This window comes from Acinetobacter sp. IK40, assembly GCF_035615075.1.
Taxonomy (GTDB): Bacteria; Pseudomonadota; Gammaproteobacteria; order Pseudomonadales; family Moraxellaceae; genus Acinetobacter; species Acinetobacter courvalinii.
The window spans coordinates 180,606-206,263 of the sequence record NZ_JANBOE010000002.1 but is presented as its reverse complement, the minus strand read 5'-3'; the positions used below and the strand labels follow the sequence as shown (position 1 = coordinate 206,263).

25 protein-coding genes are annotated in these 25,658 nt (G+C 40.4%); 6 read left to right on the top strand and 19 right to left on the bottom strand.

Going from position 1 to position 25,658, the window contains the following annotated elements:
• Positions 1-3 precede the first annotated feature (3 nt).
• Together MSG93_RS04965 and MSG93_RS04960 are read left to right on the top strand one after the other, a co-directional pair.
• Complete coding sequence (locus tag MSG93_RS04965; RefSeq protein ID WP_005230662.1) at positions 4-825, top strand: hypothetical protein; 822 nt, start codon at positions 4-6, stop codon at positions 823-825.
• A 225-nt stretch (positions 826-1,050) separates the two neighbouring features.
• Positions 1,051-1,644, top strand: coding sequence for an undecaprenyl-diphosphatase (locus MSG93_RS04960; RefSeq protein WP_324620827.1), 594 nt, complete (start codon positions 1,051-1,053; stop codon positions 1,642-1,644).
• A 362-nt stretch (positions 1,645-2,006) separates the two neighbouring features.
• Here the strand turns inward: MSG93_RS04960 and MSG93_RS04955 are convergent, their stop codons facing one another.
• The 12 genes from MSG93_RS04955 to MSG93_RS04900 all read right to left on the bottom strand — a co-directional run bounded on the left by MSG93_RS04955 (position 2,007) and on the right by MSG93_RS04900 (position 12,140).
• Positions 2,007-2,267 carry a hypothetical protein gene (locus MSG93_RS04955; RefSeq protein WP_005230671.1) on the bottom strand — a complete coding sequence of 87 codons (261 nt, stop codon included), beginning with the start codon at positions 2,265-2,267 and terminating at the stop codon, positions 2,007-2,009.
• Positions 2,268-2,439: 172 nt separating this feature from the next.
• Positions 2,440-3,537: an LLM class flavin-dependent oxidoreductase gene (locus MSG93_RS04950; RefSeq protein ID WP_324620826.1), complete on the bottom strand. Its 1,098-nt coding sequence runs from the start codon at positions 3,535-3,537 to the stop codon at positions 2,440-2,442.
• A 190-nt stretch (positions 3,538-3,727) separates the two neighbouring features.
• Complete coding sequence (locus tag MSG93_RS04945; protein WP_324620825.1) at positions 3,728-4,426, bottom strand: histidine phosphatase family protein; 699 nt, start codon at positions 4,424-4,426, stop codon at positions 3,728-3,730.
• A gap of 189 nt (positions 4,427-4,615) precedes the next feature.
• Positions 4,616-5,488 (bottom strand): MBL fold metallo-hydrolase, encoded by an 873-nt coding sequence (locus MSG93_RS04940; RefSeq protein WP_324620824.1) that lies wholly within the window; start codon positions 5,486-5,488, stop codon positions 4,616-4,618.
• Positions 5,489-5,490: 2 nt separating this feature from the next.
• Complete coding sequence (locus MSG93_RS04935; protein WP_324620823.1) at positions 5,491-5,910, bottom strand: DUF6691 family protein; 420 nt, start codon at positions 5,908-5,910, stop codon at positions 5,491-5,493.
• Positions 5,910-6,326: a YeeE/YedE family protein gene (locus MSG93_RS04930; protein WP_324620822.1), complete on the bottom strand. Its 417-nt coding sequence runs from the start codon at positions 6,324-6,326 to the stop codon at positions 5,910-5,912. The genes MSG93_RS04935 and MSG93_RS04930 overlap by 1 nt, the downstream gene beginning before the upstream one ends.
• A gap of 135 nt (positions 6,327-6,461) precedes the next feature.
• Positions 6,462-6,938 (bottom strand): DUF6438 domain-containing protein, encoded by a 477-nt coding sequence (locus MSG93_RS04925; RefSeq protein ID WP_005230682.1) that lies wholly within the window; start codon positions 6,936-6,938, stop codon positions 6,462-6,464.
• Positions 6,939-7,097: 159 nt separating this feature from the next.
• The gene (ispD, locus tag MSG93_RS04920; protein ID WP_324620821.1) at positions 7,098-7,802 is read right to left on the bottom strand and encodes a 2-C-methyl-D-erythritol 4-phosphate cytidylyltransferase; all 705 of its coding nucleotides are present in this window, start codon (positions 7,800-7,802) and stop codon (positions 7,098-7,100) included.
• A complete protein-coding gene (ftsB, locus tag MSG93_RS04915; protein WP_005230686.1) occupies positions 7,786-8,157 on the bottom strand; it encodes a cell division protein FtsB in 372 nt (123 codons plus the stop codon). The genes ispD and ftsB overlap by 17 nt, the downstream gene beginning before the upstream one ends.
• 125 nt (positions 8,158-8,282) lie before the next feature.
• Positions 8,283-9,572 (bottom strand): phosphopyruvate hydratase, encoded by a 1,290-nt coding sequence (gene eno / locus MSG93_RS04910; RefSeq protein ID WP_005230688.1) that lies wholly within the window; start codon positions 9,570-9,572, stop codon positions 8,283-8,285.
• 45 nt (positions 9,573-9,617) lie between these two features.
• Positions 9,618-10,475, bottom strand: coding sequence for a 3-deoxy-8-phosphooctulonate synthase (kdsA, locus tag MSG93_RS04905; protein ID WP_005286061.1), 858 nt, complete (start codon positions 10,473-10,475; stop codon positions 9,618-9,620).
• Between the two features lie 33 nt (positions 10,476-10,508).
• On the bottom strand, positions 10,509-12,140 hold the full coding sequence (locus MSG93_RS04900) for a CTP synthase (protein ID WP_005230692.1): 1,632 nt from the start codon (positions 12,138-12,140) through the stop codon (positions 10,509-10,511).
• A gap of 370 nt (positions 12,141-12,510) precedes the next feature.
• Here MSG93_RS04900 and MSG93_RS04895 point away from each other — a divergent pair, with 370 nt between their 5' ends.
• Positions 12,511-13,017, top strand: coding sequence for an internalin (locus tag MSG93_RS04895; protein WP_324620820.1), 507 nt, complete (start codon positions 12,511-12,513; stop codon positions 13,015-13,017).
• Positions 13,018-13,090: 73 nt separating this feature from the next.
• Here the strand turns inward: MSG93_RS04895 and MSG93_RS04890 are convergent, their stop codons facing one another.
• The 4 genes from MSG93_RS04890 to MSG93_RS04875 all read right to left on the bottom strand — a co-directional run bounded on the left by MSG93_RS04890 (position 13,091) and on the right by MSG93_RS04875 (position 17,449).
• Positions 13,091-14,176, bottom strand: coding sequence for a YheT family hydrolase (locus tag MSG93_RS04890; protein ID WP_262767822.1), 1,086 nt, complete (start codon positions 14,174-14,176; stop codon positions 13,091-13,093).
• A gap of 14 nt (positions 14,177-14,190) precedes the next feature.
• On the bottom strand, positions 14,191-14,910 hold the full coding sequence (locus MSG93_RS04885; protein WP_324620819.1) for an SGNH/GDSL hydrolase family protein: 720 nt from the start codon (positions 14,908-14,910) through the stop codon (positions 14,191-14,193).
• 39 nt (positions 14,911-14,949) lie between these two features.
• Positions 14,950-15,357, bottom strand: coding sequence for a nuclear transport factor 2 family protein (locus MSG93_RS04880; RefSeq protein WP_005286072.1), 408 nt, complete (start codon positions 15,355-15,357; stop codon positions 14,950-14,952).
• A 67-nt stretch (positions 15,358-15,424) separates the two neighbouring features.
• On the bottom strand, positions 15,425-17,449 hold the full coding sequence (locus MSG93_RS04875) for an NADPH-dependent 2,4-dienoyl-CoA reductase (RefSeq protein ID WP_324620818.1): 2,025 nt from the start codon (positions 17,447-17,449) through the stop codon (positions 15,425-15,427).
• Between the two features lie 124 nt (positions 17,450-17,573).
• Between MSG93_RS04875 and MSG93_RS04870 the strand changes: the two genes are divergently transcribed.
• Positions 17,574-18,134, top strand: coding sequence for a PadR family transcriptional regulator (locus MSG93_RS04870; protein ID WP_005230699.1), 561 nt, complete (start codon positions 17,574-17,576; stop codon positions 18,132-18,134).
• Positions 18,134-19,054: an alpha/beta hydrolase gene (locus MSG93_RS04865; protein ID WP_324620817.1), complete on the top strand. Its 921-nt coding sequence runs from the start codon at positions 18,134-18,136 to the stop codon at positions 19,052-19,054. Before MSG93_RS04870 ends, MSG93_RS04865 begins: the two co-directional genes overlap by 1 nt.
• A 47-nt stretch (positions 19,055-19,101) precedes the next feature.
• Here MSG93_RS04865 and MSG93_RS04860 read toward each other — a convergent pair whose 3' ends face one another.
• Positions 19,102-20,145, bottom strand: coding sequence for a 3-deoxy-7-phosphoheptulonate synthase (locus tag MSG93_RS04860; RefSeq protein ID WP_324620816.1), 1,044 nt, complete (start codon positions 20,143-20,145; stop codon positions 19,102-19,104).
• Positions 20,146-20,759: 614 nt separating this feature from the next.
• Between MSG93_RS04860 and MSG93_RS04855 the strand changes: the two genes are divergently transcribed.
• Entirely contained in the window at positions 20,760-22,331 is a 1,572-nt protein-coding gene (locus MSG93_RS04855) for an ATP-binding cassette domain-containing protein (protein WP_324620815.1), read from the top strand.
• A 55-nt stretch (positions 22,332-22,386) separates the two neighbouring features.
• On the opposite strand, the gene MSG93_RS04850 is transcribed toward MSG93_RS04855, so the two are convergent.
• Positions 22,387-22,749, bottom strand: a complete 363-nt coding sequence (locus MSG93_RS04850; protein WP_005257818.1) for a YnfA family protein — start codon at positions 22,747-22,749, stop codon at positions 22,387-22,389.
• Positions 22,749-25,034, bottom strand: a complete 2,286-nt coding sequence (clpA, locus tag MSG93_RS04845; protein ID WP_005230711.1) for an ATP-dependent Clp protease ATP-binding subunit ClpA — start codon at positions 25,032-25,034, stop codon at positions 22,749-22,751. Before clpA ends, MSG93_RS04850 begins: the two co-directional genes overlap by 1 nt.
• Positions 25,035-25,658 lie beyond the last annotated feature (624 nt).

The following is a 25,658-nucleotide window of genomic DNA, read 5'->3' as shown; positions in this document are numbered from 1 at the left end:
ATTATGAATAAACAAAAAACTTTTCTGATCCTTGCATTCATCATTGTGGCTCTTGTATCTATTGTGCTATTTATCCAGTCTCAAAGCGTTGTAGAAACCCAAAGATTAGGGAATGGTAAACAAGACGCCATACCTTCGGAAAATACTGCTTCGACAGAAATGAAAAGCTTAAATCATGAGCGAGAGACGGTAGTTAACACTCAAGCACTTCCTTCGACACGTTCTTCCATTTTATCTTTCGAGCGGGATTTGAAATCTTTACGTCAGAGATACCCAGATGGTGTTTTGTATATCACCCTTGCTGAATCAAATTTACCAAAAAGTCAGAAAGAAGCCCTTGCTAAAGAGTTTGATAACTTAAATCGTTATGGCAGTTTCAGCGGCGGTAAAATTACGCATGAATTTTCTCATCTCGATAAGAAAAGAGCAGCGTTAAAGCAAGAGAAAGCTTTAGACTTTGTACCGACCAATACCGATAATTTGTTACCCGGTATGGATCTGACTGGTAAATGGTATTCTGGGGCAATTAATGAAGGTAAATACAACTCTTTGTATCGCCTGTATGAGGGTCAAGGAGAACAGAAGTTGGAAATTACTGAAATGTACCTGAATCCTAATAATAGTTCGATTGTTGAGGTGTACAAAGAAAGTCTGAACTATAACATCAACAATGTTCCAATGACGATAGAAACACTAAAGACAGATAATAACGCCGATATCTACAACGTTCACTTCAATTATAAAGATAGATACTATTCGTTATCAACACTGAACCTCTCTCGCAATCAGGTCGAAACTATCCTGACGACTTTAACCCAACCTTGATCGGTCAAAAGCTAAATCCTATCAATGATGCCACTGGTTAAACCTTGGCATCATTCTAATTTATAGTAGGTTCAATACCCTCAGAGTCAGGGCGAAACTACACTGAACAAAATAGTGCTATGCCCGTTCATGCTAATTTCGGTTTTTAACAAAGACACAGCAATCCTCTTCCGAAGTGAGCCCCCGGAATTGATATACTTTTCCAGTTTTGTTTAGGTGAATTGTATGTCTTTAGAGCGTTTAAATTTAAGTTTATTTCATTCATTAAATGCCCCGGAAGTGGCTTCTGACTGGACGATTAAAACGGCTATATTCATAGCAAATGACTTGTTTTATATCGTGGTTCTATTTTTTCTTATCTGCTGGTTTAAAGGCGGCCTCAATGTAAAAAAACAAATTATAAAAGCAACTTTTTTTACCCTATTGGCCTTTGTTATTGGCAAAATAATTTCTGGCTATTTCTACTCTCCACGCCCTTTTGTCATGGAAGTGGGAAGAACACTGATCGACCATGCGCCAAGTGGATCATTTCCGAGTAGTCATATGCTGTTTTTTAGTACGATTGCTTTTTCACTGTTATTTTCAAAAAGACCTGTCGGTTTAATATTTTTAGGCCTGGCTTGGTTAGTTGCATGGTCTAGAATTTACTTAGGCGTACATTTTCCTCTGGATATGCTTGGCGCATTTACCATCGCATTTTTACTTAATCTCTTAGGCACGCCATTGTGGAAATCGTATGGACAATATATCGTTAATCCGCTCATACATCTATACAATTTAGCTTTCTCAAAATTATTAAAAAATGGATATATTCGTTAATAATTCAAAGTTAAAAATCTATCGTTTTTATATCCTCAATCAATATTAAACAAAAAGCCCTCTGTCGAGGGCTTTTTCTATACAAGTAGTTTTTAAATATGAAATTAAATCCACTTTTTCAACCCCTAGTTGAAACTCTCTATTTATAAAAATTATTCAGGCAGTAAAAAAGTGAAAACTTTCGACTTAAATTTATAACTATTTGTTTACTTCCTACTGCTTTTGACCAACCATAACTATTTGGGTAGCTATAAAAGACTGCTATTTTTTCAAACACATTCATATTAAGAGGGTGTTTAAATTCATATTAAGAGGGTGTTTAAAATGAATATTTAAAAAACACATCAGACATTTCTAAGGCTTTAAGCATTAAACTGAGTTTGAGTCATCTCCCCCAGATAACAAATTGACATGGCAAACAAGTTCACAGGTTGGGTTGAAGGATCACTTTTCTTGATCCATTCGGCTCCAATTGCATTCAGTTCATTCAGCTTTGTTTTGGATACAGGCGGCAGAAATGACTCTAAGGGCAGCTGAATGTTGAAACTTCTGGTATTACCGTTATGGCTTGCATCATTAAAAGTATAACCAATCAAGTACCAATGATATTTTTGTTCAGACATTTTTTATTCTCAAGTTGAATAATTGAGATATTTTTATACCACAAAAAATCAAAAAACAAGCTCAAAAATCATTCAACTGCTTGTTTTTTGATATAGAAATAAATTAAATAAAGAGTAGTATTTAACGTTTGAATAGTCTTTACCTACAAAGACTATCTAGCCTCTCAAGAAATCAGCAAGCTGCTCGAAGCAGTCCTTTTTCTTTTAAAATTGGCATAACCTGATCCCTAAAATATGGGAATTCTTGCGTATAGTTTAAAAATGATAAGGTACTGCCAGAGAAACCTGTTTGTTGTAAAGAAATTAATCCGTCCGCAACCTGTTCTGGTGTCCCTACCAGCGGGTAACCGCCGTGGCCCACTACGATTCGTTGGCGCAGGCCTTCAAATAAGTCAGGTGGAAACGATTTACAAAAGGCGAATAAAGTATCAATTAAATGTTGTACCGCAGCTTCATCGGCATTATTCAATTGTCGATCCCATTCCGCTTGCGCTTCTTCTTCAGTAGGACGACAAATCACATGTGAAAAAGTTAATACTTTAATATTTCTATCAAGTGCTTCGGCTTCTTTCTGAAGCTGTTTAATTTCTATCACGGAACGTTCAAGATCGGATGCGGGGGTGAACAAAAAATCTGAATTTTTAACTGCAAATTCTCGGCCCTCTTTCGAACCCGCTGCATTAAATAACGGTGGGGCTGGTATCAGATTCGGCTTGCCATAGGTTCCTTTGGTTTGAAAGAATTTTCCATCCCAGTTAAATGGCTCAGAACTGTGCCAGATTTTTTTAACCAGTTCACACCACTCATCGGCATACTCATATCGGGTTGCATGATCATCGGGTAACTTCAATCCCATTGCATCGTATTCTGGCTTATTCCAACCAGCCACAATGTTTAATCCAACCCGATTCCCGCTGATTTGGGCCATGGTTGCAATTTGCTTAGCAACTACGACGGGATGATTTAGTACAGTATGTAATGTAGCAAATACATGAATATTATTGGTTTTGGCTAATAAAGCTGATGTCCAGGTCACAGTTTCCAGCACGGTACCATGAAAGTCCTTTTCGCCGCCGTGACCGATAAATCGTGCAGCGGATAAAAGAAAATCGATCCCGGCTTCATCCGCCATTTGTGCCAGTTCCAGATTTTTGGCCCAACTGGCATCCCAACCATCTTCCAGCGTAGAAGCAGTCAGTCCACCTGAACAATTAGAGGCAAAAATACCCAATTTAAAATGTTCTGATAAATTAAAGTCATGTTGAGACATATTCTTTCCTATTTTTAATGTAACTGAATAAATTAAATTCTTTGTTTATCAAGTAAAAAATTAGAGCTTAGCAAGTATTTAAAATTTTTAAATCATATGAAATATAATTTTTTCTCAGCGCTTAAGTCTTTCTATTGCTTCTGATGATGATTACCTTAAATACAGAATCAATATGATGCCCAGCTCTTGTTTAGAGCCAGGTTAACAAGTCCGGATTTTTTGATTTAATAAATTGATGTTCATTCATACTGATGAGTTGAAGTTGATCATTATTCAGTTTTAATGTAGTCACGCTCGTATTTGCAATCGACCAGCTGAGTGCGAAAGTACGTTGTACGCTTAGTTCAAGTAATTTTCCGATAATCACGGAAATGACACCACCAGACGTATATACGATCGCTTCTTTAGGCTGCTGTTCTGCTAATTCTATACATAAATTCTGTAAGGCCTGATCTACTCTGGTTTTAAAAATAGGCCATGATTCATCGTATTCATGATGAAACGCGTCATCAGCCCAGCGCTCAATCGCCTTATCAAAGATTTGTGCCAGATAAGCTCTAGGGTCGACCTCTTTAGAGATATCCTGCTTTAATACTTCTGGCTGGGAAAATCTCGGTTCATACAATGAAAAGACCTGATGATGATTAAACTCATTCCATAAACCATCTGTTTTATACAACGCTTCAGGAAAACACTCTTGCAAAGAGATTTGTGTGGTTTGCTGGTGACGCTTCATACTGCCTGAGACGATAAAAGGCTGTTCAGTAAAAATATTTTTAAAATATTGACCCAAAAGTTTGGCTTGTGCTTCACCATTTTCTGACAGCTCATCATAATTAGTTTTGCCAAATGAAGCTTGGCCATGTCTGACTAAATAGATGGTGGTCATTTTTATATCCTAACTGCTACGAGTTCCAAAATAAGAGCTAGTTTTAACATAGCCCTTTCATAAAGTACAAAATTTTTGTTTTGTTTTTCATTGACGATTGCTTGTGCTGCTTTTTAAATCTTTATATTTACTTAGGCTATTTTGAGTCTAAATAGCAAGGTGGCAATACTTTGCCACCGTTTCCATGCATCAGGATTTGAAATAATTTAAAGGAAGTTTTAAATAACGAATTCCATTGGCTTCTGGTTCAGGAAAACGCCCTGCATCCATGTTGATCTGAATCGCAGGCAAAATGAGCCTAGGCATCGATAAAGTTGCATCACGCTCCTGCCGCTTACGCACAAACTCATGTTTCCGGGTGTTAGCATTTAAATGAATATTGGATTGTTTTTGTGCTTGAATGCTGGTTTCGCAAATATATTCATCGCGCCCTTCTGGTTTATAGTCATGACAAAGAAAAACCCGGGTCTGTTCTGGTAATTGGTAAAGTTTTTGTATCGAATCAAATAACTGGTCTGCACTGCCTTTAGGGAAATCACAACGTGCTGTACCATAATCAGGCATGAACAGGGTATCACCGATAAAAACGGCATCTCCTATCACATAGCTCAAGCATGCCGGTGTATGACCTGGCGTTGGAATATTGTATGCTTCTAACTGCCCGATCTTGAAAGATTCATTATCCTTAAACAGATGATCAAATATTTGTTGGGAATTAAAATACTTTATATCAAGATGATAGATCGCACTGAAAGTCTCCTGAACCACTGCAATTTTCTCACTTATCGCAATCTTTCCACCAAGTTGTGACTTTAAATATTGCGAAGCGGTTAAATGGTCCGCATGTACATGCGTTTCCAGTATCCATTCAACTTTTAAGCTATTATTTTGAATATACCCAATGATTTCATCCGCATGTGTAGTAGAAGTTGTCGCAGAAGCTGCATCATAATCCAGTACACTATCGATAATTGCACAATGGAGAGTTTCTGGATCAGTCACAACATAGCTAAAGGTATGACTATCGTTATCAAAAAAAGCTTTTACTAATGGATTTGACATTGCTACTCTCCTCGCGATTTAGCCCAAAGATGATGAATAAACATACCGATTAACATGGCAATAATGAAATACCAGATTTGGGTATAACCCAGCCCGATCAAGGTGATCGCGGGTGCCGGGCAGATCCCTGTAATTCCCCAGCCGATTCCAAATAGTACAGCGCCGACAATAAGCTTTTTATCAAGCTGGCGATTTTGAGGTAAAACGATCGTTTCTCCCAAGACAGTTCTAGGATGACGGATTGCTTTTTGGAATGGAATAAATGCCACAGCAATTGCACCAATCATTACAAACATTAAACTGATATCCCAATCACCAAAGATATCTAAAAAACTTAATACTTTTGCTGGATTAGACATGCCGGAAACAATCAAACCTAATGCAAATATACTGCCAAAGATAAAGGCAAATAAGTTTTTCATTATATTGCTCCGAATAGATGGCGTAAGACATAAACGGTTAACATTCCTGCCAACATAAAGGTCATAGTTGCAATCATTGAACGTAGAGATAAACGGCTAATTCCACAAATTCCATGGCCGCTGGTACAACCGGAACCTAAACGTGTACCAAAGCCTACCAGTAAACCTGCTACCATCAACATCACCGGAGAAGAGTTCAAATCAATCTGTGGTTTTAAGAATAGTTGATAAATGAAAGGCGTACCCATAAGTCCCAGTAAAAACCAGAAAGCAGAACTTCCGACAAAGGATTGAGGATGTAAAATTTGCGAAATTAAACCACTGATGCCAGCAATCCGGCCATTTACATACAAATAGCCAACAACAGCCAGACCAATAAGAGTCCCACCTAGGAGCGCCAGAATAATGCCAGACATGTGTCACCATAAAAACATTATATATTTTTATAATATATTATTTATAAAATTAATTAAAGCAATTAATTTACTTTATAAAAAAAAGGCTTAACTACTTTAAGTAATCAAGCCCTTTTAATTAAGCCAAAAACCAGCTTAACGTACTAAATCTTCAATACCGATCAATTTAGGTAATTTTTCAATTACTTTGTTCAACTCAGCATTTGCCGGTGAAATACAGCCGGTGTAATGGCTCAGCTTTGTTACCGTACCGTCCGCTTGTTTCCATGCAAAATATGCACTTTGCTGGTCAGTTGCAGTTTCTGCACAACCGGTAGTTTTAACACTTGCACCTGTGGCAGGACGATAAGTTTGAAGCTCTTGCTGAAGCTTTTTATAAACAGAAGGATCAACTTTTAAATCCTGAGTTCCAGTCACTTTGGTGTACTGTTTACCATCAAAATGAACAGCGCCTTCAGGAGTAATCTCAACAGAATAGATTGGACATGCGCCAAAGCATGGACTGGTAGAGTAACGAATCGTTTCTTGAGCAGTCTCTTGTGGTTGTTGAGGAGTCGTTGCACAGCCCACTAAAGAAAAAGTAAAAAGGCCCGCAAGTAATAATTTTTTCATTTATTGATCCATTGTTAAGTATGTTATTCAAATTTAACAAATCGTCAGTTTTTTGTCATTTAGGTTAATGTAAAAAAACAGTAAACTTCACTTAAGTTTACTTAGGCTATTTATGGAAATAGCATCTTAACCCTGCCTTCTAGTTAAAAAAATTAAAATTTAAGATGAGATTTGAGATTGTAGAATCAGTCGTGCCAGTTCAAGATCATCGGCATAGGTGATTTTAATATTATCCGATCTTCCCTGTACCACTTGCACAGGTTGCTGTGTATATTCCAAAGCACTGGCTTCATCTGTTATCACAATATGATCAGCCAAGGCCTGCTCAATAGCATTTTTTAGCACTCCCAATCTCGCCATTTGCGGAGTTTGAGCTTGCCATAACAATTCACGGCTAACAGTTTTATCAATTAGATTTTGCTGCGCAACCTGCTTTAAGGTATCACGAACAGGAATGGCCAGAATTGAACTTTGATTTGAATGCTGTGCAGATTCAACCAGACGGGTTAAACAATCTGTCGTTACACACGGACGTGCCGCATCATGAACCAGTACCCAGTCATTTTCATCTGCGATTTCAGATAAATACATCAAAGCATTTAAAACAGAATGCACCCGCTCTGCACCACCTTCACAAAAATGCAGTTTATCTTTATGTTGAAATGCTAGTGTCGCGGCAAAATGATCTTGCTCACCAATGGCCAGTACACATCCGGCCAAATCAAGTGTATGAAGGCGATTAACGGTATGCTCAAGCACAGTATGATTTTGAATATACTGATATTGTTTTAATTCGGTTTTGGAAAAACGACTGCCCGATCCCGCTGCTGGTACAACCGCCCACAGCTTAGTCTGGGTTTTCATTGGTTGCCGTATCTTCTTTTGCGTTTGGATCAATATAAATTGGTTTGTAATGGGTACTAATTGTACTCATTTGTACAAAGGTTTCATTTGGCTTAATTAAACCTAAGTCTAGACGGGCATGCTCTTCAATCGCTTCGCTGCCATTTTTCAAATCAAACACTTCGGCTGCCAAAATACGATTACGTTCTTTTAACTCAGTATTAATTTCAGCTTGCTGACTGATTTGCTGAGTTAAGGCTTGGTGAGGAAAATAACCGCCCTCACCTAACCAGAATTGGTACTGTAAGCTTGCAACCAAAACGACTGCAAGCAACAGAATCAATTTACTCGAGGTCGATCGAAATATCTCTAACATGAAAAGGCCCCTACATCCTTCTGAAAGGAAGATCATCTGCGAATTCTATAGGATTATGAATTTGCAGAGTTTCTCTCTTTTGTAAAGAAAGATGATCAGAAGTTTTCAACATAGATTATTTGACCTTATTTTAAACCTTTGAATTCAGCTTTACCGCGGTAAGCTGCTTTCGTTAACTCTTCAATACGAAGCAATTGATTATATTTCGCGACACGGTCAGAACGGCAGAGAGAACCCGTCTTGATTTGACCCGCTGCTGTACCAACTGCCAAGTCAGCAATTGTTGAATCTTCAGTTTCACCTGAACGGTGTGAAATTACAGTGCTATAGCCATTTGCTTTCGCAAGGTAGATTGCATCTAGAGTTTCAGTCAATGTACCAATCTGGTTGTATTTGATCAGAATCGAGTTACCGACTTTCTCATTAATACCACGTTGTAAAATCTTAGGATTGGTTACGAATAAATCGTCGCCAACCAACTGGATTTTGTCACCCAGGATTGATGTTAAGTAGCTCCAGCCTTCCCAGTCAGATTCATCCAGACCATCTTCAATCGAAATGATTGGGTACTGGTTTACAAGACCAGCTAAATAGTCAGAGAACTGGTTGCTTGTGAATGCTTTATTGCCTTCACCAGCAAGGACATATTGACCATTTTTGTAGAATTCTGAAGATGCACAGTCAAGTGCCAGCATGATATCAGAACCAGCTTTGTAACCCGTTTGACCAATCGCTTCAAGAATAACAGTGATTGCTTCTTCGTTTGAACGCAAGTTTGGCGCAAAACCACCTTCATCACCTACAGCAGTGTTTAAACCTTTTTTGTTTAAAACTGATTTAAGCGAATGGAAGATTTCTGCACCTGCACGTAATGCTTCAGCAAAAGATGTGAAGCCCACAGGCTCAATCATGAACTCTTGAATATCAACATTGTTGTCTGCATGCGAACCACCATTGATGATATTCATCATTGGTACAGGCATCGTCAAAGTCGTTTGACCACGAAGATCTGCGATATATTGGAAAAGAGGAATTTTCTTTTCTTCAGCAGCAGCGCGAGCAGCAGCCAATGACACCGCTAAAGTTGCGTTAGCACCTAATTTTTCTTTGTTTTCAGTACCATCAAGTTCGATCATCGTATTATCGATGTCTTTTTGTTCAAATACTGATTTGCCCACTAAAGCGTCACGGATAATCGTATTTACGTTATTAACCGCAGTTTTAACACCTTTACCCAAATAACGTGCTTTATCGCCATCACGAAGTTCTAAAGCTTCACGAGAACCAGTTGAAGCACCAGATGGTGCACATGCACGACCAACAACACCAGATTCTAAAATAACGTCTGCTTCGATGGTTGGGTTACCACGAGAGTCCAAAATTTCACGTGCACGGATGTCAACGATTTGGCTCATGAACAATTCCTCTGTTGAATGAAAAACAAGATGCAAATTATTGCATCAGTGGGTGTCTAACTTTTTGAATCCTTTAACTAAAGTATCCAATTCTTTTAATTGTGCCAAGAATGGCTCAAGCTGAGATAAACGCAATGCACATGGTCCATCACATTTTGCAATTTCCGGTTCCGGATGCGCTTCCAGGAATAAACCTGCTAAACCGGTTGCCATACCCGAACGTGCTAAGGTTGTGATTTGCGCACGACGGCCACCCGCAGAATCAGCACGTCCGCCTGGTGTTTGTAAAGCATGGGTTACATCAAAGAATACTGGCACATTCATTTCTTTCATGGTGTCAAAGCCAAGCATATCTACAATCAGATTGTTGTAGCCAAAAGCTGAACCACGTTCACAAAGAATGAGTTTGTCATTCCCGGCTTCCAGACATTTATGCAAGATATGACGCATTTCATGTGGCGCTAAGAACTGTGCTTTTTTGATATTGATAATGGCTTGGGTTTTTGCCATTGCTTCAACAAGGTCAGTCTGACGACTAAGGAAGGCAGGAAGCTGGATAATGTCTGCAACTTCAGCGACAGGCGCTGCCTGGTAAGGTTCATGGACATCGGTAATGATTGGCACATTAAAATGCTTTTTAATATCTGCCAACCATTCGATGCCCTTTTCCAGACCGGGGCCACGGAATGAATTCAGGCTCGAACGATTTGCCTTGTCAAAGCTTGCCTTGAACACGTAAGGAATATCTAAGCGTTTGCAAATATCAACATACGTTTCAGCAATTTCAAATGCTAAATCTTTCGATTCAAGTACGTTCATTCCGCCAAATAATACAAATGGCAAATGATTTGCCATTTGTATATCGCCTAAACGTACAACTTCTTGTGGTTTTAATTGTGACATTTAAACTATCCCAGTTTATTTAAAACTCAGTATTTACTTTTGGTGCTGATTTTTAGCAGCCCCGATAAAACTAGCAAATAATGGGTGTCCATCACGTGGTGAACTTGTAAATTCCGGGTGGAATTGTACAGCAATAAACCAAGGATGTTCAGGAATTTCTACAGTTTCAACTAAATGTTGTACTGATGAATAACCTGAAATTTTCATACCAGCTTGTTCAAGTGCCGGAATAAAACGATCGTTCATTTCATAACGATGGCGATGACGCTCAGTAATTTCAGCTTTGCCATAGACTTCACGGGTCTTGGTGCCTTCAACCAGTTCAGATTTCTGTGCACCTAAACGCATGGTACCGCCCAAGTCAGACTCAAGGCTACGTTGCTGTAATTCACCACGTTCATCTAACCATTCAGTGATTAAACCAATGAGTGGATATTTAGTTGAACGGTTAAATTCTGTTGAACTTGCTTCTGGCATGGCTGCAACGTTACGTGCATATTCAATCACGGCCAATTGCATACCTAAACAGATGCCAAGGAATGGAATCTTGTTTTCACGTGCATATTGAATGGCTTTCATTTTGCCTTCAGTACCGCGCTCACCAAAACCACCTGGGACCAAGATCGCATCAGCTGTACTTAAAACACTAATGTCTTGCTGTTCAAGCTCTTCAGCATTGACATAATCAATCTGAACTTTAACGCGGTTCTGGATACCTGCATGTAGAAGTGCTTCGTTTACAGATTTATAAGCATCTGGAAGTTCTACATATTTACCCACCATTGCAACACGTACGGTATATTCTGGGTTCAGTAATGCTTCAACCACATTATCCCAATCTTCAAGATTTGCTTCTGGAAGATCATTGAAACCAAAACGTTCGCAAATCAAGTCATCAACATTCTGTTCGTAGAATGTACGTGGAATTTGATAAATGGTTTTAGCATCTTTACATACCACAACGGCACGCGCTTCAACATTAGTAAACAATGCAATTTTACGTTTAGTATCAACATCGACATCGTATTCAGTACGGCAGATCAAGATATCTGGCTGAATACCGATTGAAAGAAGTTCTTTCACGGAATGCTGGGTTGGCTTGGTTTTCAATTCAGCAGCAGATTTGATATATGGTAATAAGGTCAAATGCATCAGCATTGTGCGTTTATGACCCAACTCAACCATAAGCTGACGGACTGATTCCATAAATGGAAGTGATTCGATATCACCAACCGTACCACCAATCTCAACGATTGCAACGTCGTAACCTTCACCTGCACGAAGTACGCGTTCTTTAATGTTATCGGTAATATGTGGAATAACTTGAACCGTACCACCGAGGTAGTCACCACGACGTTCTTTGTTCAAAACGTCCTGATATACTCGACCGCTGGTAAAGTTATTCAGTTTGGTCATTTTCGCACGACGTAAGAAACGTTCGTAATATCCCAAATCTAAGTCAGTTTCAGCACCATCCTCTGTGACGAAAACTTCACCATGCTGAAATGGACTCATGGTACCTGGATCGACATTAATGTATGGATCCATTTTTACCATAGTGACTTTTAAGCCACGAGCTTCCAAAAGTGCAGCAACAGAAGCAGCAGAAATACCTTTACCTAGTGATGAAACCACACCACCAGTGACAAAAATAAAATGGGTCATTGAGTTTCTCGTACAATCGAGCCGAAATCGGCCTACAATGTTGGGCAATTTTACTGTACTCTGCCCCTATAAAGCAAAGTCAAACCGCATCAATTCAAAGAACTATAAACAACTGGTTATTCTATCAGCATTTTCGATAAAAATTTACGGGATTTGTCGATTTTTCATCCTTAAATTACGTTTCATCGCGCAAATTTGTCCTCAATGCCGTTAAAAATCTGTTTTTCAATTCCTACAAATGAACCATTTGGCTGACGACAATTTGCAAGCAATTATAAAATATAAACAAACTCAACAAAGCATGGGGATTTCTTCACTTACTTTTACTGTTATAATTGCGGCTGTCCTTATTCAATATGTTGTTTTAGCAATGGCAAATAAAAAACTTTTAATTTGTGCAGCACTGGCGACTGGTCTTTTATTAACTGCGTGCGTGAAAAAAGAAGAACCTAAAAACGAAGAGCAGCAAGACCAGACCACGACTGAAACTCAAACTCAGCCACAACCTGAACCTGAAAAAATTCAGGAGTTTGAATCGCTAGAAAGTGTTGATAAGCAAGAAGCTCCTGCAGCTGCTGTTGAAACAACGCGTGAACAAACTGAAAATACCACCACTGAAATTCGTCGTGAAATCCGCCCTGCTCAGACTGAAACACCTGCTGCAACCGAGACGCCACGTACTGAACAACCAAAACCAGCTAATACAGAACAGCCTAAAGCTGAGCAATCTGTAAAAGCTGAACCAAAACCAGCGAAAGTAGAGCAGCCTAAAGCTGAACCAACTGCAAAAGCGCCAAAATCATCTACACCAGCTCAAAGTGAAGATGATGCTGTTGCTGCCGCGATTGCTGCTGCTACGCCTGCATTAAACAACTAATGTTTTAATCGCTTGCTGTAAAAAGCCATGAGCTGACTCAATTGCAGCTCATGGCTTTTTTATTTCTACAACATTAATAGTTCTTAAAGAAATCAGCCATCAAACGTGAAGCCCAGGATTTCACACTCAACGTTTCATAGAAACCGCAATGGCTGCCCTTCTTGGTCGTGACTACTGCTATATTTTCCATCTGCTGTATGGCTTCTTTATACGGCTCCAGATTCTTGATTGAGCATACTGGATCATCTTCGGCATTCAAAATCATCAATGGAATTTTGACATTTTCAAAAACATAGATCGGGTTGATGGCCTGACAATAACTTTGATAATCCTGAAATCCTGCCATTTCAAAATATTCTTTCTCAAACTCTTCCAGGCTGGTTGTGGCAAGCACTTTTTCTATAGATGCAAGCTGTGTCCATGTGTTCTGATAGGGATAAATGAAGTATTTAAACAGCTTCTTGGTCATCATCTTGCTATAAAACGGATGAACATTCTTAAAGCCAATTTCTGTGTTATAGCCTGGACACATTGCAAATGCAGCTTTGAACGGTGTATCTGCACCTTGCTCACCGAGATAGCGCACTAACAAACCGGTACCCGCAGAAGAGCCAACGGCATATAAGTCTGAGTCCGGAAACAAGCCTTGAATATGCGCCAGTTGCTCTTTTAAATCACTGGTCGAACCAAATAGTGAAATGCGTGGCACAGGCATCGGTAACCCCGCATGGCCACGGCGCAAACACAGCGCAATTCTCCATCCGGTATATTCATGCAAGTCTTTGACCAGTTCGCGCATACTCTCAGGTGTACCAGTAATGGTATGCATGATTACAACCGTTGGCGTATCTGCCGGTAAATCATAACCATACCATGCTATTGCCGTTACCCCACCATCCTGCATGTGCAATTGCTCGATTCGATCATATTCAAGTTTGACCATCTTTTTACGGATCACATCAAAATACAGAAGATGGAGATGGGTATTGCTCAGCCACGGTGTTGGACGATATTTTTGCTTTAATTGCGGTAATTTTTCCAGAACATCTTTAATTTTCCCTTTAGGGTCATAATACATTTTCGGTTGTTCGGCACCGAGCACTGTATCAAAAAGTTCTGAACCTAAAACTTTGATTTTATCTAAAGCTGATATACCCATATCTAGTACCGCCTCTAATGATGAGTAAATGTTTGTCGCACTAAAGTAGCGACCTGTTGTCCCCAGATGGCATAAATTTCTTTGCCAGGATGAAAACCATCGCTGGCCATTGGCAGATTCATCGCCTGAAAAGTTTCTACATCATACTGAATGAAATGAAATTGTGGCTGCGGCGCCAGCCATTGTTGTAATACTTGGTTCATCTGTTCTGCATATTGTCCAAATAACCAAGCCAAAGGATTCGGCAAGGCTGGAAAATGCTGCATCGGTGGTACACCAGACACAATAATAAGCTTGGGCTGAAACTGTTGTTGGATATAACTAAAAAGTTGTTTTTGCTGTTTCAACCAAGACTTTGCCGAAGTCAGTTTGGTGACGTCATTGACACCCATTGAGGTGACGATTACATCATAACATTGCTGATCTAACTGTTGTACTGTTTGGTAAACTTGTGCAGTGGTATCGCCTGTTTTTGCTTGCAGTTTCCATTGTAAGCGATATTCATTTTGCAACTCGGAAATGATGGCGCCCGATAAAGCCTGGTGTTGGCTTTCCACTCCCACGCCAGCAGCAGCTGAATCTCCGATAATCAGCAGAGACAATGACTTGCCTTGGCCAATAACACCTTCGCGCGCGCCATCGGCCTCTAAAAGTCGTGGTGTATTTTTACGAACTTTCGTACCCTGAATGAGTAATACAGGCAGTAAAGCCAAAGTTGAAAGTTTTAACCACATTTTAAATCTCTTTATATTACTTAGGCTATTTTTAGCGCTTTAGTTGGGTTGATACTTGGCAAATCTTGCGCCCATCTTCTCTGCCAATGCTGCCAAACCACTCATCGGACGGATCATGACTTCAAAATCAATGATTTTTCCTTGCGCATTAAAACGAATCATATCAATGCCCTTGAGCGATTTCCCGCTGACATTGGCACTAAATTCCAGCACTACATTCTCACCATCTTCAGTATAAAATTCACGATGATAAGTGAAGTTCTCAAATACCTGAATCACATTGGTCAAAATAAAAAAGACCACATGTTTGCCTTCATAAGGTTTATAAGCAACGGGTGAGCGGAATACCACATCTTCTGCGAGCAAGTCATTCAACGCAGACAAATCGCCAGCTTTGATCATGTCATGCCAGATTGCTAAGGCTTGTTTTGTTGTTTCAAGTGTCATTGTTATTTTCCTTCATATCTAAAAGTGAATGAGCACCTCCTCTCATGAGAAAATGCTCATTTCCACCTTATAAAACGGCTGCTAATTCAGCACCTTGACGAATAGCACGTTTAGCGTCCAATTCACCGGCTTCTTTCGCACCACCAATCAGATGAACATTTTTACCATCAGCTTTAAGTTGATCGAACATTGCAGTATAGGATTCCTGACCGGCACAAATCACTACATGGTCTACCTCAAGCACCCGGCTCTGACCATCGACGGTAATATGTAGACCTTGGTCGTCAACCTTGTCGTAGCTTGCTCCTGCAATCATTTTCACATCACGATGTTTTAAGCCAGTACGGTGAATCCAGCCCGTAGTTTTACCTAAACCAGCGCCAACAGATGCTGTCTTACGTTGTAATAAGTAAATTTCACGTTCAGACTTTTCCAACTCAGCTGCTTTTAATCCGCCGACATGCTGGTAAGTTGTATCAATTCCCCACTCTGCATAGAACTTTTCAGGATTTAAGCTACCACTATCCCCTTCGTGGGTTAAGTATTCTGCAGTATCAAAACCAATACCACCGGCACCAATAATGGCAACACGCTTACCAACAGGTACACGCTCTTTTAAGACCTGGATATAGCTCAACACTTTTGGATGATCAATACCTTCGAATTGTAATTGACGCGGTGTTACACCTGTTGCAATCACGATATCATCATAGTTGGCCTGACTTAGCTCTTCGTAAGTGGCCGTATGATTCAGCACCAACTCAATATTCGGCTGTAATTCAATCTGGCGTTTGAAATAGCGTAACGTCTCGTAGAACTCTTCTTTACCCGGAATGGTTTTGGCGATATTAAATTGCCCACCAATCTGATTACTGGCATCAAAGACTTTCACTTTATGACCACGACTGGCTGCATACACCGCAAAACTCAAACCTGCTGGACCAGCACCAATCACGGCAATATTTTTGACTGCATGGGTTTCTTTAAAAATTAGTTCTGTTTCATAACACGCACGCGGGTTGACTAAACATGTCGCAATCTTCATTGAGAAAATATGGTCTAAACAGGCTTGGTTACAACCGATACAGGTATTGATCTCATCGCTACGGCCTTCACTGGCCTTTAATACGAACTCAGGATCGGCCAGCATTGGACGTGCCATAGACACCATATCGGCATGACCAGAGGCCAATACATGTTCCGCCATTTCAGGAGTATTGATACGGTTTGAAGTAATCAAAGGAACTGAAACTTCACCTTTGAGCTTTTCAGTCACCCATGTAAATGCTGCACGCGGTACTTTGGTTGCGATGGTGGGAATACGCGCTTCGTGCCAGCCAATCCCTGTATTGATAATGGTTGCACCCGCTTTTTCAATTTCTTTCGCCAGTTGAATCACTTCTTCTAGGGTTGAACCACCTTCAACCAGATCTAGCATCGACAAGCGATAAATAATGATGAAGTTCTCACCGACCAACGCACGGGTCCGCTTTACGATTTCAATCGGGAAACGAATACGGTTTTCATAACTACCGCCCCATTCATCATCACGATGGTTGGTACGGGCCGCAATAAATTCATTGATCAGATAACCTTCCGAGCCCATAATTTCAACCCCATCATAACCTGCATATTGTGCAAGCTTGGCGCAGTTGGCAAAGTCATCAATAGTTTGCTGCACTTCGGCTGAAGTGAGGGCTTTGGGTTTAATCGGGTTAATTGGCGCCTGAATCGCAGAGGGTGCCACAATCTCAGGCTGATAAGAATAACGGCCAGTATGCAAAATCTGCATGGCTATCTTACCGCCCGCCTCATGCACAGCTTGGGTAATCACTTTATGTTTGTCTGCTTCGGCAATACTATCGAGCTTAGACGCATGGGCAAAGGTTAAACCAGCATCGTTTGGCGAAATCCCGCCAGTGACAATTAATCCAACATCCCCTTTGGCACGTTCCGCATAGAATGCAGCCATACGCTCATAACCTTGAGGTGCTTCTTCCAGGCCAACATGCATAGACCCCATAAGCACACGGTTTTTTAAAGTGGTAAAGCCCAAATCAAGTGGCTTTAATAAATGTGGATAAGCTGACATGTTTTCTCCTTTGGCTCGCATTCTGCTTGCTAATGCAACTTGTTGCATAAAGTTATAAACAAGATTTGATTTTTATGCAACATATTGCATAATTCTGATGAGTCATTTTTTATTATGGAACATCATGTCACTCGCCCATGTTTTATTGACCAGCCTATTAGAGAAACCAAGCACAGGTTTTGAACTGGCTCGTCGCTTTGACCGTTCAATGGGCTTCTTTTGGAATGCGACTCATCAGCAAATCTATCGTGAACTCAATGGTATGCTGAAAAAAGGATGGATTTCGACATTAGAAGAACAAGCTGCAAATAGCCGAAAAAAGACCTATCAAGTGGAACAACTGGGTAGAATACAACTGGCTGCATGGATTGAACAGCAAAGCGAACCTGCACAATTACGCGATGATCTTATGGTCAGGTTAAGGGCTGAAGCTCAACTGGGCGGCAATAGCATTTTGCCGGAGCTGGAACGCCATCTATCGCTTCATAAGGAAAAATTAAGCCTTTATCAAGCCATTCATGCTAAAGATTTTGACAATAGCGAACCCACCAACCGTGTACTGTTCATCCATAAAATGATTCTTGAACTTGGTATCATTACAGAAAGTGAATGGATAAAATGGTTGGAACAGATGATCCCTCAATTGAGAAAGTTTGAGGAAGCAAACGAGACTGGAGAACAATAATGCCATTTTATAGCATGCCGGATCAGGAAAAATTATTTGTACGACGTGTCGGTGAAGGTGAACCTGTGCTGGTGTTGTCAGGTCTGGGCATGCAAAGCTGGCAATGGCTGCCTTTCTTATTTGCCAATCGCAAACAATATGAATTTATCATTCCAGACTGGCGCGGTTTTGGCGGTTCAAAACATTGCGCAATTCCGGATCTCGATGCAATTTCGAGCCACTGGAATGATGTCAATAGTCTCATTCAGCAATTAAAACTGGATCAGTTTATCCTGATGGGCTATTCCATGGGAGCGACCACAGCCATGCATGGCATGAAGCATGGTAATTTGGCCGAGAAACTCAAAGCCTATTTACATATTGACCAAACGCCAAAGATCTCTGTCGATGACTCCTGGCAGTACGGCTTATTTGGTGAAAAGCATCCGCAATTTAAACAGCTCTTGCTTGAAATTCAAACCCTATTACTCCAATACAAATATGCACAGAAGCTTGAAGATTTACCGAATGATATTCGCTATAAGCTGGTGAGCTTATGGGGTGCCTTTATTGAGCTACAAGGCAGTAATAACTATAGTCCGAAAATTTTCAAACTGGCGCTCAATCGTCCTTTCTTACAAAAATATTTACTCCCGATTCAACGTCTGGATTACTTGCTTTGGTATGTAGAAAACTATCTTAACCATGATGAAGATTATCGCGATGCAATTCGCCAGTTAAATTGCCCGACCACCTTCTTTATTGGTCGAGAATCTACCCTGTACCCTGAAATAGGACAAACCCTGATCGCAGAGAGCTTGTCAAATGCGACAGCGGTTTATTTCGAACGCTCTGGGCATACGCCTCTGATTACTGAACCAAGAAAGTTTAGTCAGGAAATTGGTCATTTTCTTGCGGCTCATTCCATTCAGGCCGCTTAAATTAAGCTGAATAAAAAAAGCCAGTCTGATGACTGGCTTTTTTAGCTTTAGTTTTTATGTCGCATTTGTTCAGCCATATCCAGCAAAGCCTGTGCTGTTTTATCCCACCCCAGACAACCATCAGTAACTGACTGACCATAGGTCATATCACAGGAAATTTTTTGATTACCATCCACCAGATGACTCTCAATCATGACACCGCGTACTTTCGATTCAGCACGTTCGGCAATGATTTGCTGCAAGACTCGGGGTTGTTTTAATGGATCTTTGGCACTATTGCCATGACTACAATCAATCACCAATGCCGGCAAATGCTTATGTTTGAAATGCATTGCTTGAATTGATGCCAGATCATAATTGGTACCATGATTTGAACCACGTAAAATCAGATGTGGCAATGGATTACCTGCACTATGCAGAATCGCAGGCAGACCTTGTTGAGTCATACCGAGGAATTGATGCCCGTTCATGGCAGATTGAATCGCATCTAAAGCGATCTGGATCGAGCCGTCAGTGCCATTTTTAAAACCAATGCTGTATGGCATGTGGCTGGCAATTTCACGGTGAATTTGTGATTCGCTGGTACGCGCACCAATTGCACCCCAAGCCAGCAAGTCATCAAAATAACCTGTAGCCATTGGACTTAAGATTTCACTGGCAATCGGCAAGCCTTTTTCCACCAGTTGCAAATAAAGCGCACGGGACTTTTCTAGACCCAGTTGTAAATCTGATGATCCATCTAAATTTGGATCGTATAAAAAACCCTTCCAGCCGACTGTAGTACGTGGTTTTTCAATGTAGGCACGCATCACCAGGAAAATCTGATCTTTGACTTGTTCTTGGAGTTGTTGCAGTCGATCAGCATATTCGAGTACTGCGACAGGATCATGAATCGAGCAAGGCCCGGTAATCACCATTAGGCGATGATCATGTCCTGATAAAATATTTTGAATCGTTTGACGATGTTTTGAAATTTGCTGCGCTAAAGTTGCAGACAAGGGATACTGCGCTTTGAGTTGTGATGGCAAGCTAAGCATTGATTCTTTTGTGTGTGTTTGTGGTTGTGTCAAAGCAGTATTTAAAGCATTCATTTTTCAATTCCTTTGGACTGGCCTTCTTCGCAGTCCTTTTCATTTATTTGAGCAAGAGTGATCTAAGCGATGTTGATTTTTTTGCAAAGTAAAACCAGGTGATCTTGCTAAAATATGAATAATTAAATGTGTACATGCTATTTCTCCTAAAATGATGATTGTTAAAGCATAAAAAAACCTGATCGGTGTTGCCGATCAGGTATTAACTGGTTGGGCAACCCTTTTTGCTGCCCGAAACGCATCAGGCAACGATTAATATTGCCAAAAATAAAAGTATGCGTTTGTGTTTACAGTATGCTTTAACATGTTTATTTCAAATATCTAAAAAACTGTGTCTAAGTATTAAATTACGCACTATTTCAGCATTTGACAAGCATTTTTTATGTTTTTTTAATCAGCACTTAAAATCCTGAAATTTGACCTTTGCCCGCTTAACTCATAGAATAGATGAAAAATACAGCAATCCGAGATTACGCTAATGAAGTAAGTCCTATTTATATCATCAAAATCCATTTTTATTTTTGATGTGCAAAATAGACTTATCTATCATTTAGCAACATTCCTAAAATTATCTATATTTCTCTATTTTGCATATCCTGTTTATGAGGTTTCTTATGACTCAGCAGGCATGTATCGTTTCAAATCTATCGCTTGAATTGGCGCAGCACAAAATCTTTGATCAACTCTCATTCCAGCTTCCCTTAAATCAGTTTTGCGGGTTGATTGGACGTAATGGTCAAGGTAAATCACTATTGATGTCTCTGCTTCAGGGGCAATCGCCTGAATTCGCTTATTCAGGCCAAATTAACTGGCAATGCCCACATCAGCATCTTGCTCAGCTTCAGCGTGTACAAGCCCATACCATTGCTCAAGCATTGGATATTGAAGATTTATATCAGTGCTTTGAACGGATTCAGCAAGGTACGGCTTCATTTTCTGATTATGATCAAGTTGAACAACTTTGGCATTTACCCACCGAATGGCAACACCTGCTAGAAAGTGCAGGATTACCTACTGCACTGGATACACCTACTCAACATTTGAGTGAAGGCCAAAAAACCAAGCTTGCGCTTTGTCGGTTATTCCTTCTTAAAGATCATTATCTTCTTCTAGATGAACCGAGTAATCATTTAGATACTCAGGGACGACACTGGTTGATTGAGCAAATGGCACAACACCCTACCGGCGGTTTAATTATCAGTCATGATCGACAGCTGCTGTCTCATGTACAGGGTATTTTTGCCTTAAATGAATTGGGGCTACATTACTACGGTGGCAATTATGCACTCTATCAGCAGCAGCATCAGCGACAAGTCGAAGCATTGTCAAATGCAGTGCAGCAAGAAAAACGCGAATTAAAACAGCTGAAAGAGCAACAGCATCAAAGTCAGATGAAAGCACAAAAGCGTAAAAAAACAGGTGAAAAATTAAGAGTCTCTGGTTCTCAGGCTCCTATTTTATTGGATGCCAAGAAAGAACAGTCTGAGCAATCGCTTTCACACCTGCGCAAACAGCAGAGCAAACAGCTTGCAGATGCAAAAGATGAGCTGCAGCAAAAACAAACGCAACTCGAACACTTTAAATCCCAGTCTTTTGAGTTTACTCAAACGACGGGTAAATCAGGTGAAATCTTACGTTGCCAGCAATTGCAACTAGTTTACACAAAGACCAAGCCGATTGATCTGGCTCTATCAGCGAGTGAAAAATTGCATTTACGTGGTGCAAACGGTACGGGCAAATCCACTTTACTCAAAACCATTCAAGGCTTAATCCCGCCACTTGCAGGAGAAATTTATTGCAAAGCCAGTGTTGTCTATCTGGATCAGAATCTTTCTTTACTCAATGAAAATCTATCTGCCGTTGAATATCTATGTGGTTTAGATTCAAATCTGACCGAACAACAGGCCCGTACCCTATTAGGTAACCTACAAATCCGTAGAGAGAAAGCCCTGAGCCCTTTAACAACATTGAGCGGTGGAGAACGTTTGAAAGTGGCATTATTGGGTTTAAAACAACAAGCAGTTGAGCTGTTACTTCTCGATGAACCAGAGAACCATCTCGATATTGAATCTCGTGAGTTACTCGCCCAAGCGATCCGCTCTTTTAATGGCGCTGTGATACTGGTGTCGCACGATAAAAGCTTTGTTGCAGAATGTGGAATCCATGCAAGCTATCTACTAAGTTAATACTTATAGGACTAAATATCAGCATGTTGATCATTTGCACCATGCTGATGTTTATTTAACGCACCAAACCTTGCGGTTGTAAAATAATCAGGCAGGCGCCACAAACAACAACGATCCCACCCAAAATATCCCAACGTGTCAGCATGACCTGGTCAACATAGCGTAACCACATCAAAGCCGTAAAAATGTAGATCCCACCATAAGCCGCATAGATACGACCCGATGCAGCCGGATGTAAGGTTAACAGCCAAACAAATACAGCCAGACTTAAGGCCGTAGGAATCCATAACCAATGTGACTTTCCTTGATTTAAAATCAAATAAGGAAAATAACACCCTAAGATTTCAGCAATTGCTGTGACGAAAAATAACCCAAATACTTTAAGTACTTGGGTTATTGAGAAAGAAAGTTCAAACATTAAGCAGGTTCAGCACTCGGGTTAATATGATCTTCAAATACTTCCAGTTTTAAACCGACTTCTTTGCCATTTTCTGTTTTCACAGAAACTGCAACGTTACCGCCATGCTCAGCAAGCTCACCGAATAGAATCATCTCGGCAAGTGGCTTTTTCAGATGTTCCTGAATCAGACGCTGCATCGGACGAGCACCCATCAGACGGTCATAACCATTAGTCGATAACCAGTCACGTGCACTTTGATCGACATCCAGCACCACCTGTTTCTCATCCAGTTGCGCTTGCAGCTCGGTCAAGAACTTATCGACCACTGAATCAATAATCGTGGTTGGAAGTGCTTTAAATTGTATCACGCCATCTAAACGGTTACGGAATTCAGGTGAGAATGCACGTTTCATTGCATCCTGATTGTCTGAACTATGATCTTGTTCAGTAAAGCCAATGCTGGCACGGACTATACTTTCAGCACCGATATTGGTGGTTAAAACAATAATCACATTTCTGAAATCAGACTTTCGACCATTGTTATCGGTCAAAGCACCATGGTCCATGATTTGCAACAACAAGTTGAATACATCTGGATGCGCTTTTTCAATCTCATCAAGCAAGAGTACACAATGCGGATTTTTATGAATCGCATCAGTCAGCAAACCACCTTGATCATAGCCCACATAGCCCGGAGGTGCACCGATCAAACGGGAAACCGCATGACGTTCCATATATTCCGACATATCGAAACGAACCAGTTCGACACCTAACAGCTTGGCAAGCTGTTTGGTAACCTCAGTTTTACCTACCCCTGTTGGACCAGCAAAAACAAAACTACCAACTGGTTTATCTGGTGCTTTCAAGCCGGCACGAGACAATTTGATCGCTGATGAAAGTGCCGTAATGGCTTCATCCTGCCCAAATACCACACGTTTCAGATCACGTTCCAGATTCTCAAGTACGGACTTATCATCTTTAGAAACCGTTTTCGGTGGAATACGAGCAATTTTGGAGACGATGTCCTCGATATTTTCAACAGAGATAGTGGTACCATCTACTTCCGCTTTTAAACGACGTTGCGCACCTGCTTCATCAATCACGTCGATCGCCTTGTCTGGCAAGAAACGGTCATTGATAAATTTCGCAGACAACTCAACAGCCGCAACTAACGCTTTATCATCGTATTCAACATGATGGAAATCTTCGAACTTGTTTTTCAAGCCACGTAAAATTTCAATCGTTTCATTGACACTTGGTTCATTCACGTCAATTTTCTGGAAACGACGAGACAATGCATGATCTTTTTCAAATACCTGACGATATTCCTGGAAAGTGGTTGAACCAATGCAACGCAAGCTACCATTTGCTAATGCAGGCTTGATCAGATTCGATGCATCCATGGTGCTACCCATGCTCGAACCAGCGCCAATAATCATATGAATTTCATCAATGAATAGAATCGCATTTGGATTCTTTTTCAAAGCATTCAACAATTGTTTTAAACGCTTTTCAAAGTCACCGCGATATTTGGTACCTGCAACCAGCGCACCGATATCCAGACTATACACTTCGGCATTTGCCAATGGTTTTGGCGCTTTACCGTTCACGATTAACCAAGCCAGACCTTCAGCAATTGAGGTTTTACCCACGCCTGGATCACCCACTAAAAGCGGGTTGTTTTTACGACGACGGCATAAAATTTGTGCCGCACGCTCAATTTCTTTTTCACGTCCAATTAAAGGATCTGTTTTACCCTTTTGAGCTTCAACATTTAAGTTAAGGGTATATTGCTCCAATGGACCTGCATTGGCAGACGCCGCATTTTCACCTTCAATATCTTCAACTTCTTCCTCAACCTGAATCTCATCTTTACGTGTGCCATGAGATAAGTATTGAGTCAGCGTCAGACGGTTAATTTGATGACGTTTAAGTAAATAAACGGCAAAAGAATCTCGTTCCGAATACATTGCAACCAGTACATCCGCGCCTTCAACGGTACGATCGCCGCCGCTTGACTGAACATGAAAAATGGCACGTTGCAGAATTCGATCAAAACTCTCTGTCGGATGAGGCGCCTGTTCACTATTATCACCAAGTTTCGGGGTATGTTGCTCTACATATTCCTCTAGTTCTTTACGCAAAGTAACGATATCAGCCCCACAGGCTTTTAACGCATTTACGGCTGAATCATTATCCAGCAAGGCAAGCAACAAATGTTCAACTGTCAGAAACTCATGTCTCTTTTGACGAGCCATGCTAACAGCCAAACGTAACGATACTTCTAATTGACGACTGAGCATGTAACCCCCTTATATCTTGGGCTCTATCAAAAAAAGAGAATCTTTTAATGAAAAAGCGAATTATTAACTTGATCCGCTGAGCTTCTGTAAACGTGGTTGAATCTACATCTACAAGTCTCTTTGCTTCATATTCTACTGTTAGCATTAGTTGACTATCTTGGTCAAGTTTCAAAACAAAGTATTGTTGTAAAAATTCAATTACAAAGTGGATAAAAACCAGCCATTTGATTAAATATTCAACAAATTTGATGATTTACTTAATAAATATCAGAATAATGTGGTTAAAGTGAATTTTTCAAATATTCATTGTGTCTCTTAAGAATTAAGCCAATTTGATTTAATCCTTTAAGCTGAATAGCTCATCCCGCTATAATCAGCATGCGCTAAACTCCCGAGAAGTGTAGAAACTTCTCAAGTGTCTTGCTATGCGTTTATAGAGCAGGAATAAGTTTTAATGCCTTCACTCTCAGCATAGGAGCCATACATCGTGCAAGGTCTTGCGCTTGGAACAAAGCGTTGCTTTTCTTAACGCTTTCACTCGCAACATATGAGCCATAACATGGCGCAAGGTCTTGCGCATGAGGAATGGAATTCCGCAAGTGCTTCGCTTTTCTTAACGTCTGC